We start from the raw sequence: 15,691 nt of genomic DNA on the forward strand, positions 1-15,691 counted from the left end.
ATTTCTTAATCGCATGACGCTTCATTCGCACCGAGCTAACGCACATCTCACCGAGCCTGCACGACGCTGTTCGCGTGAGCCCGCCCTCCCGCCCGAGGGCGTGCGCCAACGTGCGGTTTATGCTCAATAGACGATGCAGCTGAGGGGATTGCGAAAACAGGACAGAACACCGGGAGACGAATGCGCTCAACGCCCTCACGGCCGGAGCAGCTTTCGGAGCACCACCTGGCCGGCTATGTCAGGTCGGTGTCGGGAGCGCTTTTCTGGTGCGCGGAGATATCAGGAGCGCCCATACTGCCCGTAAGGCTGGCTCCAATAGAGGCCACCGTAGCTGTGGTCGTGGCGACCCAGCATCTTGGGATCGGCCTTGTTGAGGACGACGCCCAAGAGGCGGTCATGGACCTCGGGCGCGGAGTCCAGGCAACGTTGGACTAGGTTGACGCGGAGGCGGCCCCACTCCACCACGAAAATAAAGGAGTCCACGCTCTGCGTTGCCGCGCGGACGTCAACGATGGGACCGAGTGGCGGAAGATCAAGGATGACGTAGTCGTAGTGCTCGCGCAGTTGCTCCAGCAGACCTCTGAACGCGTCGGACGAAACGACCTCATCGGTATGCGCGAGATTCGCATCGCTTATCGACGGCAGCATTGCAAGACCGGTCTCGGCATCGAACCGTACCACCTGCGACAAATCGGCCTTGCCCTCGAGCAGCTCAAGCCATCCCACTACCGGCCTCGGCTCGAGGTTATCAATGAGCGTCGGTTTTCGCAGATCGGCGTCGATAAGGATCACGCGCTTGCCCGCATCGGCCATCAGTTCGGCCAGATTGCAGGCAAGGGTCGATTTGCCTTCGCCGGGCAACGTCGACGTTATGCCGATCACCTTGTTCTTTTCATAGGCCGCATGAAGCTCTGCAGCTATCTTGATGGACCGCACGCCCTCGGCGAGCGGTGAAAACGGCTCTTCAACGACTTGCCGCATCAAGGTGCTAGTCAGTGTCACGACCTGGTCCTGCGGCAGTTGTCTGGCGACAGACTGCCTTCCACGGAAACCTCTCACGCCTGGCTCCTGCGCGCCCTTTTGCTGCGCCGGCCGCTGCAGCGCGTCCGCCGCAGTCACGAGCGGCAACACCGCAAGACACGACGTCCGCAGCGCCTCCTCGACCTGTCGAGCGGTACGGAACACCAGATCGAGCGACTCCTTCAGCGCTCCGACGCCCAGACCTGCGACGAGGCCGAATAGTCCCGAGACCACGAGAACGATCGAAGCGATCGGACTGCTCTTTTGTTCGGGCGGCAGCGCCGGATTAGCCACGCGCGCTTCGGTAATCGGAAATGACTCCTGCTGAAGAGCTTCGGTGTAGCGCTGCAAAAATGTATCGTAAATTGTGTGGTTGGCCTTCGCATTGCTCTCGAGCTCGTTCAGCCCCAGCCGGTCGCGATTGGTGGACTGCCCCTCCGTGACGAGGCTTACGACCTTCCGTTCGAGACTTTCCTCCCGCGCCTTTGCGATCTCGTAGTCGCTGTTGTAGCTCGCGGCTATACGGCCGAGTTCTTCCCTGATGGATCGGCGCAACTCCTCAATCTGATCGCGGAGATGCAACACGGCCTGATGGTCGGCGCCGTAGCGCTTCGTCCAGTCGGCCTCCCGCGCGGTCAAATCGAAATACTGGTTACGCATGCGGGTAATGACATCGTTATGCAACGCATCCGCGGTCACCGCATCCGGGCTGTCCTGTTTGAGAATATCGTTAATTCGCTGCACCCGCGCCTTGGCTTCACCGGTCGCAACGCGCGCGTTGATCAACTGCGTGTTGAATTCGGCGAGTTGTTGCTCGCCGATCAGGCGCCCCGAGACCGTGGACCCTGCCCCACCGTCCATGGACACGATGTTGTTCTTCTCCTTGTACTCGACGACCGCCTTGTCCGCCGTCAATGCCCTATTCTGGAGTTCCTTGATGCGATCCTGTAGCCAATCACTGGCAAGGCGAGTCGTCTGATACTTCGACTGGAGCAGATCCAGGATATAGGCTTGGCCAATTCCATTGGCGACAGCAGCGGCGCTCGCAGGATTGCGCGACGTAAACCCGACCTCGATAGCGTAGGTCCTCCCGACGCGCGCGACCGTCCGATGTGCCATGAATGTTCGCGCCGCAGCGCGAACGAGCTCCGTTTCCGAAGGCGGCGTCGAATTGCCAAGACCGATACGATGAAGAAGTCCCTCTCCTCGTCCAACGAATTCCGGGTCGTCGGTCAGGTGCAATTCCTTGATCACGGAATGTGCGAATTTCTCGGACTTGAGAACTTCGACCTGTGTTTCGACCTGTGCGGTGTCGAGCGGGGCGTCGCCTAACGCTTGTTGTTGAGGCTGAAGAACCCGGACCTTGCTGCTGTCAATCAATATCATCGCCTTGGCTGTGTATTGCGGCGGCGTAAGGACGAGATATACGAGCCCAAAGCCAACCGAACACAGCGTTGCGATTGCAATTACAAGATATTGCCGACGAAGAAACCCCGTGCACCAATCGAGGAAGTCGGAAACGCGATCAGATTGCACCAACCCGCTTCCCTGGAGTTGGGGCGAGGCGTTCCTGGGTCGTAACGCTTTATCCATTTGTTGATCTACAACCTAATTCCGCGACTACGTCTCAGCGTGATTGGCATGAATAGCGCCATGCTGCTCAACGGGGATTTGCGCTTACCAAACTCGTGAAACCGCCTCATTGCGCACCGTTACCTTGGTTGTTCTTCTTGACATTGCTGTCCCCGCTGGCACCCGTCGCATCCTGCCCGTCGCCGTAGCTGAGCACCTGGACAACAAAGACCGAGGCCGTGCCCTCAGGCTTCGAGGCAGTCGGCGTCTCCGCGGTCTTGCTGGCAGCGCCAGCGGTGTTCGACGCGGCGGTCAGCGCGCCGACATTCGGGGCAGTCACGGTCGGAATGCCGGTCACCGACTTGGCTTGGAAGTTGTCCGAATTCAAGACTACGGGAGCCACCACTTCGATGTGGGGAGCGCGGACACCGGCACTGCCGAAATTTACGATGCCGCGCGGCGCGAGCAGATAGAGGTTGGAATCTGCGCTGTTGCTGGTGGTCTGAAGCACGCCGATGCCGGCGCCCGTGACGAGACCCGCGGGATCGGTGGTCTGGTAGTCGTCGGCGTCGAAGACCACCTGCAACGGCGGCTGCGAGGCCGTGGTCTTGGCGCCGCGGCCGGCGTCGAGATCGGCGTTGGAGCTCCACATCGAGATGTCGCCACCTTGCTCGGTGAAGATGCGGCTGGTGTTCACCAGCACGTTACCGTCGGAGAAGGTGTTGATGTCGCCGCCGGCGAGCGTCAGGATGCCGAGGTTGTTTAGCTTCAGATTGGAGTTGGGCTCCACGGCCAGCGATCCGACCAGCACATTGCCGCCCGGGCCGAGCAGCGAGACGTTGCCGCCGAGGTCCGTCTGGATGGTGGCGTGCAGGAGATTGAGATCTCCGGTCTGAACCAGCGTCGGGACCTCCTTGGCAAAATTGGCGGCAGCGCCGTTGAGGTCGACGGTCTGGATCAAACTGAGCACGTTGACCGCGTACTTGCCCGAGCTGTTGGCCTGACCAAGCGCGCTCGCCAGACCGCTGCCCACCGGTTGCAGCGAGCCACCCAGATTGTTGGTGTAGCCACTCGCTGCCGGGAACAGCGTGTTGATCATGATGTAGCCGTCGAGAAGAGCGGCCTTCTGGGTCTGGCTATAGAGCGTCGGATTTCCTTGATAGTACTGATAAAGGCTGCTGCTCGTGTTGCCGATGTTCTTCAACTCGGCGGTGAAGACCTGATCGATGAAGACGTGCTGCAGCGCGGTCGGCTCGTTCAGGAATTTCGCGAACACGTCGGCGGCTGCAGGAACACCCGTCGAGCAATTCAACGCGCCGGTCGAGCAGAGGAAGGTCGTGAGCTCAGCCATATAGTTGTGCGCGACGTTGGTGGCGTTGGCCGGATCGATGTAGGTGTCGATCACGCCCTGGTAGTTGACGCGATTGCCGACACCGAACAGCGCGATGATGTCCGCGCCGACGATGTCCACGCCGGGCTTATACAGCTTCGGATTGCGGTTCTTGACCGCGGCGGTGAACGGACCGAGCAACGCCGGGTTGTACATGCCGGGCGAACCTTGAACCCACTGGTTGCCCACCGGGATGCTGCCGGCGTTGCCCACCGAGGTAATGCCTTCCTGCACCTTGGCGGACGCAGCGGTGTCGAAGTTCACCGGCAGGAAGGGGCCGAGATTGCGCCCTGCCTCCACCAGGAAGAAGCCCGGGCCTGCGACCTGCATGCCACCGAGATTGTGGAAACCGGTATAAGAGATGTCCCGGCCGGCGATGACGCTGCTGACATCGCTGGCAGCGATGTTCTCGACGGTCAGGTTAAGGTCGACGATGTCCAGACCGGCCTGAACCTTGGTCGGCCGGTTGATGTTGATCGGGCCGGCGCCGGTGATGCTACCGGTCACCGCGTAGATCTTGGCGGTGGAGGCATTCTTGCCTTGTGCCAGGTACGCTTGGCTGAAGGCGCCGGTGGCGCCGTCTTTCGGGTCGTACGGAGCGCCGTTATTGGGCTGGTACGGATCGAACGCCTGGTCGAGCAAGGACGGGCCAGCCGAGATGGTCGGGAAGTTCGAATCAAGATTATGTGCGCCGCCCGGCAACGTCGGGCTTACGCCGCCGGTCAGATCGATGTTGCCTTCGGCCAACAACTGGAATGTACCGTTCGGCGACCCGCTGAGCACCAGACCGTTGTTTTTTGCACCGGTCAGTCCGTTGGTTGTGATGTCGCCGTTCAGGGCAATCGCGCTGAAGCTCGCTGGAAAATTGGTCTCGTAGATCGAGCCTTGGAACGCGATCTTCGAGGAGATCGTCGCTGTCTGACTGAGTGCGATGTTGATGTTGCCTCCGATAGCGACGACGTTGACCGCGCTGTCAGGACCATAGGTGTCCATGAAGATGGGCAGCAGCGCCGCGGCACCTGAGTTGCCAGGATTTGCATAGGAAGTGGTCTGGAAGTGCAACTCGGCCGGATTGATTACCCCGCCGATCGAGACCGATCCTCCAGCGGTGAGCGTGATCTGGCCGGAATCGACGGCGAGCACCGGCAGGTCCTGCAACGTACCGGTCTTGGTGGCCAGGTTGCCGTTGGGGCCGACCGAGCCGCCGGCAACGATCGTTGCCGTGCCCGAGCCCTCGTAGAAGGATCCACCGAGGATATTGCGGCCCGCCTGCACGACCATGTTGCCGCTGCCGTTGACGGTCATGACCGGCGTGTTCAAGACGCCGCTGCCGACCGAAGCGAGGCCACCGCTGGCATAGCCAGTGGTCGGCAACGACACCGACACGTCGATCAGGTCACGCCCTGCCGTGACCGACACATTGCCGCCGGCGCTGAGGATGCCCTGCTGGAAGCTGCCGTATTGGATCCACCATGCGGATTGCGACGCTATTGCGGTTCCGAATGGGGCAAACACACCCGCGCCGAGCAGACTCACATTCGGCGCGTCATTCGCGGAGCCGATCGGCGTGATCGCCGCATCGGCGAGCAGCCATGGGAAGAAGTACTGATAGTCCGAGACCGTCCTGGTCCCAGCGATTGATGCCGTAACGGTCTCGGTTGGATTGCCGGTACGAATGATGTCGCGTTGCGCCACCATCGTGACGTCGCCACCCTCGGTCGGGAAAGCCGCCGCAGTCGGAGGACCGTAAACCGCAGCATAACCGTTGCTAAGCGCGTTGCTGTTGCTGAATTGCGAGTAGGCCAGGACTTGAGGCGCCAGGAAGCCATTGGGATTGGCTGCAACGACATTCCCCGAGCCATCCAGATAATATCCGGGAGACGCGGGCAGCGCGGTGTTGACGCCGGCGGAGTAGATCACGCCGGGAGCAGTTTGGTCCGAAAGCAGGATGTCGCGCGCCGCCGACACCGTGATACTGCCGGTGCCGGTGCGGATCATTGTGGGCAGCGCAACGGTGGTTGTGCCGGTCTGATTGCCCGAAGCATAGACCTGTTGCGTATAGCTCGTGTGACCGGAGACAACGACGTCGCCGCTGCCGGGGAAATGACCGGTGTCGATCGACGCAAGCGGTACCATGGCGTTAGGATTGGCGCTGATGGCGACGGCGCCGTTGGTGTATCGCGCCGCGGCGCCCGCCGTGAACGTATAGGACCAGGAAGCGGGATTGGTGACCTGAACGATCTGAACCTTGGAATCGGGCGTCACCGGCGGACTGGATGCGATTGCGCCATTGCAGTTGACGCAGACGTTCAGCTGATGCGGAAACAGATCCGCCCCCGCCAGTTGCTGCGAGGTCGGGCTCGAAATATTCGCGGTGGGATCGTAGGGAGCGACTGGAACGGCGGTGTAATTGTTCAGATAGTAGAGATATCCGGTGTTATTGGGATTATTGCCAATGGGATCAATACCCCGATTGCCCTGATTTTTCAGATAATTGGCTACATTCGCGACGTAGTTTTTGTCGTTGTAGTTCCCGAATTGAAAGAAACCGTCGGAGATCGAGGCGTTGACGTTGATGTTGCCCGCGGCCCTCAGCGTCAGCACGCCCGGCTCAATCCTGAACTGAGGTTGTGACTGGGTGCCGAAATTGGCGACATAGCGGTACTCGAAATTCACGGCGCTGGTGGCAGGATCGTATGTTTTTGTGATGCCACTGCCCTGGAGCTTCACCGCCGTGCCGGCCGCCAGATTCCAGTTGCTTGCAATGGTGATGTTGCCGGAATTGACCGCGGTGCTTGTATTGACCAGCTCGACGCCAGGGAGAAACTCGACCGCGGCTCCTTGATTATTTTTATTATTCTGGAGATCAGCAAATATCTTAGACTGCGTGAGCTGGGCGACCGCACCATTGAAGCCGTAGCTCACGACCTTCCCCGCCGAGTCCAGCCCGGTTAGCGTTCCCTGCACGAATTGCGCGACGGCATTCGTGAAGGCCGGGTTGTTGGCGGGATCGAGGACGCCGTTCCAGCTCACATTCGGCAACCCAACGCCGCTCTCGGTCGAGACCGTTGCGTAGTCCTCAAGACTGAACTTGCGGGCGCCGGTAATGTTGGCGTCAAGGCCCAGGATTTTCACAGTGCCTTCTTGATATGCGTGACCGGTCACCAGCGGGGCGCGCAGGTACACCGTCCCGCCGTTCCCGCCGTTGCCGACACCCGACACGTCCATCTTCGCGCCGGACTGCAGGTCGATATAGCCGCTCGCGTTCCACCCTGTGCCCAGCTTGATGTCGCCGCCGAGCTGGCCGGCCTGTTTGGTCGAAGCGACGATCGAGGCGGTGCTCTGCAGCACCACTGCATTGCTGCCGTAGAGCCCAACCTGGCCGCCCGCCTGGCCGTTGCAGTATGTCACCGTACAGCCGGTCTCGATCAGGCCGCCGATGATGACCTGCCCATTCTGCACCGAACTCGTCCAGGTGATGTCGTCTGCCGTGAGCGTGACGGTGTTGGCCCTCAGCGTGTGACCTGCCGAAAGCTGGAGATTGCCGGTCTGCGTGCGAACCGAGATTCCGCCAGTGACGCCACCCGCAAAGAGCAAATCGGCTAAAGGATCGAGTTCGATCGCTCCGTTGGAGAAGAGGTTGAAGCTGCCGCCACGGCTCGCCACGCCTCCTTGTGGATTGCCGGCATAGCCGGCCGCAAGCAGCTGGCCGCTCAGCTTGGCAGAGCCGGCCGTCGCCGTCACGTTGATCACGCCGCCATAGCCCTGACCTCCGACGGGCTGGGACACGTCAATCGTGCTGGCGGCCATGGTCACGACATTGCCGAGATCGGCCTGAAGCGACACTTTGCCGCCGGCAACGTATTGAGTGGCGTCGACCAGCGTCTTCGCGTAGCCGCCCGCGGCGATCCAGGCGCCGTTCTCGAGCGTGAGATCGCCCGTGGTCGCTTCAAGCCCCAACGTTCCGGCCTGGGCCTGGATGGTGCCGGACACGTCGATGCTCGCTGCCTTCAGCGCGAAGTTGCCGCCAATCTGGCTGCTGGAGCCGGGATTGGCAGAAGCTCCTGCCGGGCGCGCGATGCTGACATTGCCGAGCGTCGTCAGGATGAATTGCGACCCGGTGCCGCTCGCGGTCGCGCCGCCGACCAGCAAGTCCGGTGTCGTCATGGAGAGATTGACTGGCGCGGCACCCGAGCCGCCGAGAGTCATTGCGCCGGAACCGGCGAGCAATATCTGTTTGCTGGCAGTCCAGTTCACTTGCGAGAATCCGCCGATCGTCTGAACGCCGCCGCCGAGATCGATTTCGGCAGCCTCGATGGTGAGCGTTCCGCCGGTGGACGGCACACTCGCCGCCCCGGCTATCGCGCTGTGGTTGACGAGAGTGACGCTGGCGCCAGCGCTGATGTTGACATCGGCGCCACTGCCCAGCAGCGCCGGCGCATCGAGCGTCAGGTTCTGAAGCGTTGGTGCAAACGCAACCCCGCTGGCGAATGCGATGTTGCCGTTGTAGGCCTTCAGCGTCAGCCCCTGCACCGACGCGAGCGTGGTCTGGAGCGTATCGGCCGACAACGCTAGTGCGCCGGTCGCGCCGTTGCCGAGGCCGATAGTCTGAGCGGTCAGGTTGAGCTGCTTGGCCTGGATCACGGCGGCGGCTGCGCCGTTGACCGGCTTGTTCAGCGCGATCGCGTTCGACGGCCCAGACGCCTGCAGGCTCAACGTCGTGGTGGAAACGCGCGTGCCGGCCTCGATGGTGACGTTACTGGTGTTGCCGGCGGGAAGTGTTAGCGAACCGATTACCGGGCCCGCCGAGATATCGGCGAAGTCGATGGTGAGCGCGGGCGTCGACGTGCCGGTCGGACCCGTGATGGTGTTCTTCGGATTGCTGGTCGCCATGAACACCGCGCCGAGGCCGCCGCTGTACAGCGGCAACGAGACGTTGCTGAGAGGCGTGCCGCTGCCGGTGAAGAACGAAAAGATATTCGCGCCGGTGATATGCGTGCCGGTCGAATCCAGCGTGCCGCCAAGCGCTGTTGCGATCGCCTGCGCCGAGGTGGCAGCGGCGGACGCCGGGTTCGCGTAGACATAGTTTCGGCCGTAGGAGCTCTGTACACCGCTGACCGTGTCGATCACACTGCCGGATTTGACGACGACCTGCCCCCCGCCCGTCGTGCTCACCTGGAAGTTGGTGGTAAAGGTGCCGCCCGCGATCGAGAACGATTGATTGACGGTCTGGGTTTGCGGCGGTGTCGCCCCCGCCACCAGCAGGATTTCCGGTGCGGTAAAGGCCACACCGCCGGTATCGATCACAACACTCGATGCTGTCGGCGTGATCGTGGTGGTGCCATTGGCCTGGTCGCTGCGCTGGCCGCCGATCAGGATGCTCTCGAAGTTGAACGCATTGAGCTCGTTGACGTCGAGACCGACATAACCGGCCGGCGCATTGCCGGTGCCATTGACCACCGCCACCTGGCTGCCGGAAACGTCGAGCTGACCGCCACGGCCGACATTGCCGCTGCTATCGGTCCCTGGCTGGGTCAGCACCGTGCCGGACAGCAGGATTTGCTGCTGCGCCACGACGCCCAGCCGGCCGGCGTCGATCGGCAGCGGCGACGGGGTCGTGGTACTGCTGTGTTTGGGGAAGTAGCTGTTGCCGCTGGTGACGTTGTACTCGCTGTACTGCCGCCAGACGGACCCGGTCTGGATCGCGAACAACTCACTGCCGGCCGAACGCGTCGCGGCATTGGTGGACTGGGTGTAATTGCCCGACACCAGGACGGTGCCGTCCTGCAACGTGGTCCCGGACACGATGTTCCTGCCCAGATTGCTGCCATAGTCGACGACCCGCAGCGCGCCGGGCAAGATCGCGTAATGGCCGGGATAGAGCGTGTAGGTGCCGGCCGGAATGCCACCGCCGCCGCTGATCGTGATCTGCGTTCCCGCGAGCGGGTACGGATCGCCGGCCTGGCTGGCGCTCAGCGCCGCCGTGAAATTGATGTCGAGCGCCGCGACCGGGTCGTTGCGCGAAGGCAGCAGCGCATAAACGGTCGGCTGGCCGCTGGCGGTTGCAAGCGTGTCCCTCGTGCCGCCGGTGCCGGCCACGAACTCGCCCGCGACCACGTCGCCACCACCGCTCAAATTGGTGGTCGATCCAACACCCACGCTCACATTGGTGCCGCTCAGCGTCACGGCCTTGCCCGGAAGCTGCGTAAGCGGCGCGAGCGAGTTGTTGTAATACCAGTTGATGCCGTCCTGGGTCGTGCCATACGGCACCACGGTATTGTCCAGCGAGACCGACGTGAGGCTCCCTGCCCCGAGCGTGACCTGCTGGGTGCCGCTGCCGCCGAGAGTGATGGTGCCGAGCGGGGCAAACAGATTGCCATCCTGCACGATGTTCGGCGCCAGCACCTTGATGCTGCCGCCGGCTGACAGCGGCGTTTGAGGCGCGCTGCCGGCGGGCGCGGTGAAGGTTACCGTGCCCGGCGCCTGGATGGTGAAGTTGACGGCGGAGACCGGGTAGATCCGCTCGGCCGAAAGCGTCAGATTGCCGCTCGCCGCAAGGCTGCCTGAGAACGTCGAGGGATAGACCACCACCGCCGTTTGTCCGACAATCTGGCTGATTCCGTTCGCGACCTTGGGCGTGCTCAGGCGGATATCGGCGGTGGTGTAGCGGTTGGCATTGCCCGGGTTCGGCGAACCACCAAGTGTGACCTGACCGAAGTTTGAGAACGCAGCACCTTCGACGTCGATGTTCATCGCATCGACGACGAGACTGCCGGCCGGATTGGTCGCGACAGTCGAAGTCCCCCCGCCCCCGGTGAACAGCACATAGGGCGCCGACAGCACCGTGCTGCTGCCGGGAGTGTTTCCGTCAAGCGTGATGGAGCTGGCGGCGATTTGCAGCCGGTTGGTCACGTTCCAGTCGAGCGCGCCGGAAATAGTGAGATTGAGGAAAGTGGGCGCCTTGAAGCCGAAGGTCTTGTCGGTCAGATCAGTGAAGATATGGCCCGGGCCACCCACCGAGTAACCGCTGTACAGGAAAACATTGTCGAACGCCCCCAAACGATCCACCGTGGCCACGATCTGACCGGTAAAAGGCGCGAGCTGACCGCTGCCGAGCGACGCTAGCGACGTGAGATCTCCCGCGCTCGCCGGCGTCGCGAGAGATGCGAGCGCTGCCGTCAAATTGGCCGAGCTTTGCTGGAGTGTGACGTTCGACCCGCCCAGCATCAATGTTCCGCCATTGGCCGAGGGATTGCCCTGCCCCGTGACCGGCGACCGGCCGCCGACCGCGGTGAACGTCCCGCCCCACACGAAGGCGCCGACATCAACGCTGACCGTGCCCGCATCGCTCCACATCGAAACCGGGCTCGCGCCGCGCCCGGTGGCGTCCTTGGCCTGGATCGTGGCCGAGATGCCGGACACATCGACCACTGCGCCCTGCTGGGCAACCAGATAAGTTCCTGTCAGGGTCCCGGTCGAATCTGCCGCAATTGAGGTCTGAGGAAACGCTTCGACCGTGAAGGTACCACCAGACAACAACGTGGCACTGACACCATTGGTGATGCCGGTGTTGCCGAAGCTTGAATTGGCGATCACAGTCCCCGACAGGTCGATGAGCGCATTCGGGCCGAGCCAGGTCTGCTGCGAATAGACTGACACAGCGCCGCCGTGGTCGACGATCTGGCCGAGCAGGAGGACGCTCTGGGCCGTGGTTTGCGTTGTTGTGTCGACGCCGAGCGACGGTGACGCGACACCAGGTGTGCCATAGAGCGCGATGTTCGCACGCGCGTCGGTGACGACGGAGGCGCCGGCGCCAAGCGCGATGTTGTTCGAGGCAAGGGTGAGATTGACAGGCGTACGCAAATCGTCCGCCAGCGTCTCCAGCGGAAATAGCGGCGCGAACCCGTTCCCGTTTGGCACCGAGGCGATCTTGGTGCCTGTCGGCACCGAGATGTAGCTTGCGATGCTGGAGAGGTTCTGCTGCTCCAGGCGCAGGGACGTTCCCGCGGCAATCGTGATGTTCTCGGTAACGCCAGGATGGCCGGAACTGGCGGATTCGATGACATAGGCGCCAAAGCCGCCGCTATTGAAGAACGACGCGGGCAAATACAAGCCACCGCCCGCCGGCTGCCCGTCGGAGTCGGGCTGTCCGCCGATCTGGATGGTCTGCGGCGCGGCAAGCGTGAGAGTGCCGTTGTTTTGGAAACCATAGGCGCGCAGTGATCCGTTCAACTGGAGCGTCGAGATAGCGCCGCTATGTGGGTTCAGGGGATCCCCTGGAATTGGCGAGTCCGGTTCGCCTCCCCAGGGATTCCCTTGGTAGAGCTCGAGCGAAATGCTGCCACCGCTTCCGGCCATGACGCCCGGCGACGCTGTTTTGGCCTTGCCCTGCGGAGAAATGTAACCACCGCTCGATACGTCGAGCTGGCTCGCCGACGCGAGCACGATGTTGCCAGTCGTATCCACCTGCTGGCGAGTAGAACTGTTGTTGGTCGTGATCGAGATGCTGCCGCCGTTGATGAATCCTGGGCCGACTAAGCCTGTACCGAGCCGACCAGAATCGTTGACCCAGCGACCGCTGGCATCCAGCGTACCCTCGACGAAAATATCAGCCTTGCCCGAGGCGGTCTGCGGCGTGCTAACCCAAGTGCCGAACGGATTCCCATGCGGGGCATTCGTGAAAAGATTACGATCAGTTACCAGGCTGATGTTGCCGCCGGCCGCTGACACCGTCCCAGCGATGTCGATCGCGCCCGGCACCACCACTGAGAAGCTGCCACCCGCGGCAAGATTCAGCGTGCTGTCGGACGTCACGAACAGATCATTGGCGGTGATGGAGAGGCCGCTCAGGCCGTAGGACGACAGCTGGTCGGCCGACAGCGTCGTCGGGCTGAGCTGGCTGGTCGAGGTAAAATTGGTTGATGACGTGCCGCCGCTCTGTCCTGTGACCACCACGCTCGAGGGTGTGGTGACGGAGAGCGTCCCCTGCGAGGGCGCGGTCCCGGCCGCAGCCTGCCGCGCGCCTGTAACCGCACCGAAGATCAACGTGCCGGCCTGGAATTGCGGGTTGACAGCGGTGAAGGAGATGCTGCCGGCATCGGACCCCTGCAGATAGCCGGCCTGCACGGAGCGGGTCTGGAAAAAGGTCCAGGTCTCCGTCACGCCCCAATGCGCATGATTGACAGTGAACTGCCCGACGATGCCGGTGTAAGTCAAATCCGGGCTGGCATGGGCGATGTCGTAGAGGTGGCCGTCGGATCCGAGCAGCACGGTCGTCGGCACGATGCCGGCCAGAAGCTCCTCGTAGCCACCGGCAACGTTGACCACCGAGCCCGACTGGAGCGTGACGGCGGTGGGGGTCGCCGAGTTGATGTCGGTCTTGAAGCTGACGCTCCCACCCTTTGTCATCAGTTGGTCGATGCTTCTGGGGACGGCGTCCGCATAGCCGCAGGCGTTTGCGACCGGTGTTCCGCACCAAGTCGAGCCGTTGCTGTTCTTCCCCGAGGCACGGATGTCGATCCAAAGCGTCTTGCCGTAGAGCACGCCGCTGCGCTGGAGCGGCTCGTCGGCGAAGTCGATGCCGCGCGGTTGGATCGAGATGAAATTATAGCTCGCCGGCAGCTGCACATCCTGCAAACCGGCGACGTCGATTGTGGCACCGGCCTGGGCTATCCCGTCAACGGTCGCGGGCCCCGACATCACGATGCCCTGCGATCCGCTGAGACTGGGAGGGATTTGACTGTTGACGTTGCCGTTATAAGCCGGGTTTGTGGCAAAGGCGTTGAGCGACACCACTGCGGAGGGTGCCGAAACCAGCGCCCCGGCTCCGAGCGTGACGCTGAGCTGACCGCTCATCTCGACGAAGGCCGGTGTAAAGTCTTGGACCGAACTGCCCGATGAGCCGCCGGACAGTGTCTCCCCATTTTCCAATGGGGGAACGTAGATGGTGCCGTTCATGGTTACGCTGGTCGCGGCATCCATCAGGACCATGCTGTTGCGGGAGATGCTGGTGGGCGCATAGATGACGCCACCCACGCGATTGCCGGTGGCCGGATCAAGAATCACGTTGCCGGCAGCGTCGTGCAGCGCGTCCATCGAGATCCGGTCGCCCATCATCACCACCGCGGCCTGCGGCGCCACGATCAATCCGTCGTTGCTGACGAGACCTGTCCCGGGTCGAAATGGGCTGGTGCCGGCCGGGGCACCTGTAGCTGGATTGTATGCAGTGGCATATTGCTGGATCTGGAAACCGGTGCCCCGGAAGCCGGCACTGGTCAGAACCGACTTCGGAATGGTACCGTTGATGTAACTTCCCGCGGTGGCCGTGATCTCCTGCCCCGAGATCAGCGCAACTTCATTGCCGGGCGCGATGATGCTGCCGTGGTTGGCGACGTTGACGCCGAACAGATAGACAAAGCCCGGCGCGGATGGATTGGGGTTGGTCGCGATCGTCGCGCCGGCGTCGACGCGTACGCCACTTCCGGTCGGGACGGCATCCTCCGGCAAGGTGGTGGAGAAGCTCTGTGTCGTCGTATTGGCGATGCCGGTGCTGAGAAAGAAATTGTCGCGTGCCGTTCGGTTCGAGCCGCGGGCTCCGACGTCGAGATCGGAGGCGATCAGCGAGCCGATATTGATCTGCGAGCTGCCGCCGAAAATGATGCCATTGGCATTGATGATGTAGACGCCGCCGTTCGCCTTGATCTGGCCGAGGATCTGGCTCGGCGCCAGGCTCGGATCCGTGACCCGGTTCAGCACCGTCCAGTTCGACGCTTGCCCGTTGAAATCGAGAGTAGTGTTGCGGCCGACATTGAACGTCTGCCAATTCAGGATCGCGTTCTGTTGGGTCTGCGTGATATCGACATAGGTGCGCCCGTCCTTTTTGGACGTGACAGGCGCGTCGGCATTTTTCCACAGGGTCGTATCTGCCACTTTCCCGTTGACGATCGCACCCGCTGCCGGGTTGAGACCGCCGATCGCGAGCCCGTCCGGAACCGAGGTCGGCGCCCTCTGCGCCGCAGCAGCTGCCGCGGCCTGAGCGGCGAGCTGGGCCCGCAGCGCCTGCGCACCCTGCGTCAGCGATCGCTGGGCCTGCAACCCGGCCATCGAGGCCTGGATCGCGGCCGCCTGCTGAGCCGCCTGCGTGGCGGCGACGGCCGACGGGGCGCCAATGCTGTTCAGGTTCCGCGCCTCGGCCACGGCACCAGACGCCACCAACGCGAGAACGCTGACACTGCCGAGCAGCATCTGCTCGCGAAAGCGGTGCGACCGGTAGTGCGGGACGAGAGTGCCATTCGCGGCCATAGCAAGTCCTTTTCCAGACAGAACAAAATCCGGAGCAATCGCAGGAGATCACGCGAAGAGCGTCGCGCGTCTTCTCCCCCGATCGATCCGGACTTGGTCGGCACTGCCCTGGATATCATCGGCAGGCATAATACCGTTAACAAAGCGTTTAGCGGCATTACCTGACGGCTATATGTCAATTTTATAGTGTTATCGCATACTGTTAATCGACCCGTAGCGTTACTTGGGGAGCCGGACGGGCGATCTGCCGAGGGCGGCAAGTGTCACGGCGGGATGTTCCATCACCGAGCCTCACCGCTCCCACGTGAATGTGAACGATATCGCCCCGTCGCGGCGGCGCGTTGCTGCTCCCAAAAAAAAGTGCACCCGGCGTGACCGGGTGCACCAGCAGTGGCAGGTATCAACTGC

The 15,691-nt window shown here is 62.4% G+C and carries 2 protein-coding genes; both read right to left on the reverse strand.

What is annotated here, in order from left to right; translation table 11 throughout:
• Window positions 1-279: 279 nt before the first annotated feature.
• On the reverse strand, window positions 280-2,556 hold the full coding sequence (locus M2427_RS10175; RefSeq protein WP_280706144.1) for a polysaccharide biosynthesis tyrosine autokinase: 2,277 nt from the start codon (window positions 2,554-2,556) through the stop codon (window positions 280-282).
• A 163-nt stretch (window positions 2,557-2,719) separates the two neighbouring features.
• The gene (locus M2427_RS10180) at window positions 2,720-15,283 is read right to left on the reverse strand and encodes a filamentous haemagglutinin family protein (protein WP_280706145.1); all 12,564 of its coding nucleotides are present in this window, start codon (window positions 15,281-15,283) and stop codon (window positions 2,720-2,722) included.
• Between the last annotated feature and the right edge of the window lie 408 nt (window positions 15,284-15,691).

The organism is Bradyrhizobium sp. BR13661, from assembly GCF_029892425.1.
Lineage (GTDB): Bacteria > Pseudomonadota > Alphaproteobacteria > Rhizobiales > Xanthobacteraceae > Bradyrhizobium.